The organism is Aquiflexum sp. (assembly GCF_041749095.1).
GTDB lineage: Bacteria > Bacteroidota > Bacteroidia > Cytophagales > Cyclobacteriaceae > Aquiflexum.
In genome coordinates this window covers 1-1765 of the sequence record NZ_JBGTCA010000240.1, presented here as the reverse complement: position 1 = coordinate 1765, position 1765 = coordinate 1, and the positions used below count along the sequence as shown (strand labels likewise).

The 1765-nt window shown below is 43.2% G+C and carries 2 protein-coding genes; both read left to right on the top strand.

What is annotated here, in order from left to right; genetic code table 11:
* The first annotated feature begins 93 nt into the window (after positions 1–93).
* A complete protein-coding gene (locus ACEW8O_RS11400) occupies positions 94–942 on the top strand; it encodes a TSUP family transporter (RefSeq protein WP_373494756.1) in 849 nt (282 codons plus the stop codon).
* Between the two features lie 97 nt (positions 943–1039).
* A partial coding sequence (locus ACEW8O_RS11395) for an aminopeptidase P N-terminal domain-containing protein (RefSeq protein ID WP_373494755.1) occupies positions 1040–1765 on the top strand: 726 nt, incomplete at its 3' end.

Here is a 1765-nt window from a genome sequence, read left to right as displayed (position 1 = left end):
TACAGATTTGCTTAAAAACAGTTTCTTTTGACCCATCCTATTTACAATAAAGGAAAATCAATGAGTATTATTTTAAAGGTTGTTTTGGGGCTTATGACGGGTACGTTTGGCTTCTATTATATTGCGGATGTTTTTAGAAATCGGAAAATGTTTTCCGCTAAACCTTGGTCAGGTCTGCTGACAACCGGATTTATCACCAACTTTTTCGATACCTTGGGGATTGGAAGTTTTGCGCAGCAGACTGCTGTTTTTAAGTTTTTTAAACTTATAGATGACCGCTTGATTCCTGGAACAATGAATGTGGGGAATACCATTCCTGTTGTCATGCAGACATTTATTTTTATGACAATGGTTGAAGTGGATTCCATTACGCTGTTCAGCATGTCAACAGCCGCACCCTTAGGCGCATTACTGGGTGCCGGAATTGTATCCCGAATGTCGCGCCGGGGGATTCAGATAGGATTAGGTTGTGGTTTATTGGCCGTGGCTTTGATTATCATCGCCGGCTTTTTAGATTTGATGCCTGTTGGGGGTGAAGCGATCGGGCTGAGAGGTTGGAAACTGGCTGTAATTATTGTAATGAGTTTTATTTTTGGTGCCTTGCAAACCATAGGCGTCGGCTTTTACGCTCCCTGTATGGCAATGGTGTATGCGCTCGGTATGCATCCACTCACTGCCTTCCCTATTATGATGACCGCTACTGCCATGCTAATGGCAGCAGGGGGAGCAAGATTCGTCAAACAAGGGGCATATGACAGGAAAGCTTCCTTTTCGTTAACCATTGCCGGGGTCGCTGGCGTGATACTGGCCGCCTATGTGGTCAAATCCTTACCCCTATTGGTTCTGAAATGGGTGGTGCTGTTTATAGTTCTCTACACGTCTGGTTGGATGTTTCTTTCAGCTAGGCGAAATGAGCTTGACCCTAAAGTAACTGTTATTTAATTAGGATCAAATCGGGTAATACAATCTTAATTGAAATTGAGCCTGACTTAGACAGCCCAGGCTATCAAAGTGGCAACTGAAAAACTAGTATAAAAACATGAAAACTCCTTTAATTCTTACACTGCTTCTGTTCCTATCGGTAAATGAACTTCAGGCACAATTGATCTTTGAAAAAGATGAATACCGAAGTCGTAGGGAAAAACTTATGGATAAGATCCCTGATGGAATCGCCATTATCAGAGGAGCATCTGAATCCCTCGCAGGTTTACCCTTTACCCAGTATAACAATATGATGTATTTTGCCGGAGTAGAGATTCCCGATGCCATCCTTATCGTGGATGGGGAAAAGAGGGAAAGCACCGTGTTTTTTACCATTGATGAGCACCATGCGGACGGCGAAAATATTTCCCTAGACCTAGTGAGAGAGCCTGTAAAGATCACAGGAATAGAGCACTACCGGCCCTACTTGGATTTTATGCAGTGTGCCAAAGATGTGAGTGGCATGAATTTGGATTGGTTTTTCGAGCAGTTTCTATTTAAACCAGGCCATGCCGTATTTGAGGTTGCCAAACACTGGGATGAAGCAACCAAGACCTTATCCTTAGAAATAAAACAGACCCAGGACAAATGGGAGGATGTGCCCATCTACCGTATACCCGTCCAACTTGGGTTTTACCATCCGGATGGAAAAAGTGTGGAAAAAGTCTGGTTAAAAGAGTCTGTGGAAAAATTTGAATTCAAATTCGATAAAGCGCCCTTGTTGGTTCGCTTTGATGAAGGCAACTACCTGCTCAAAGAGTTGATCTATCCTCAATCCGAGGAC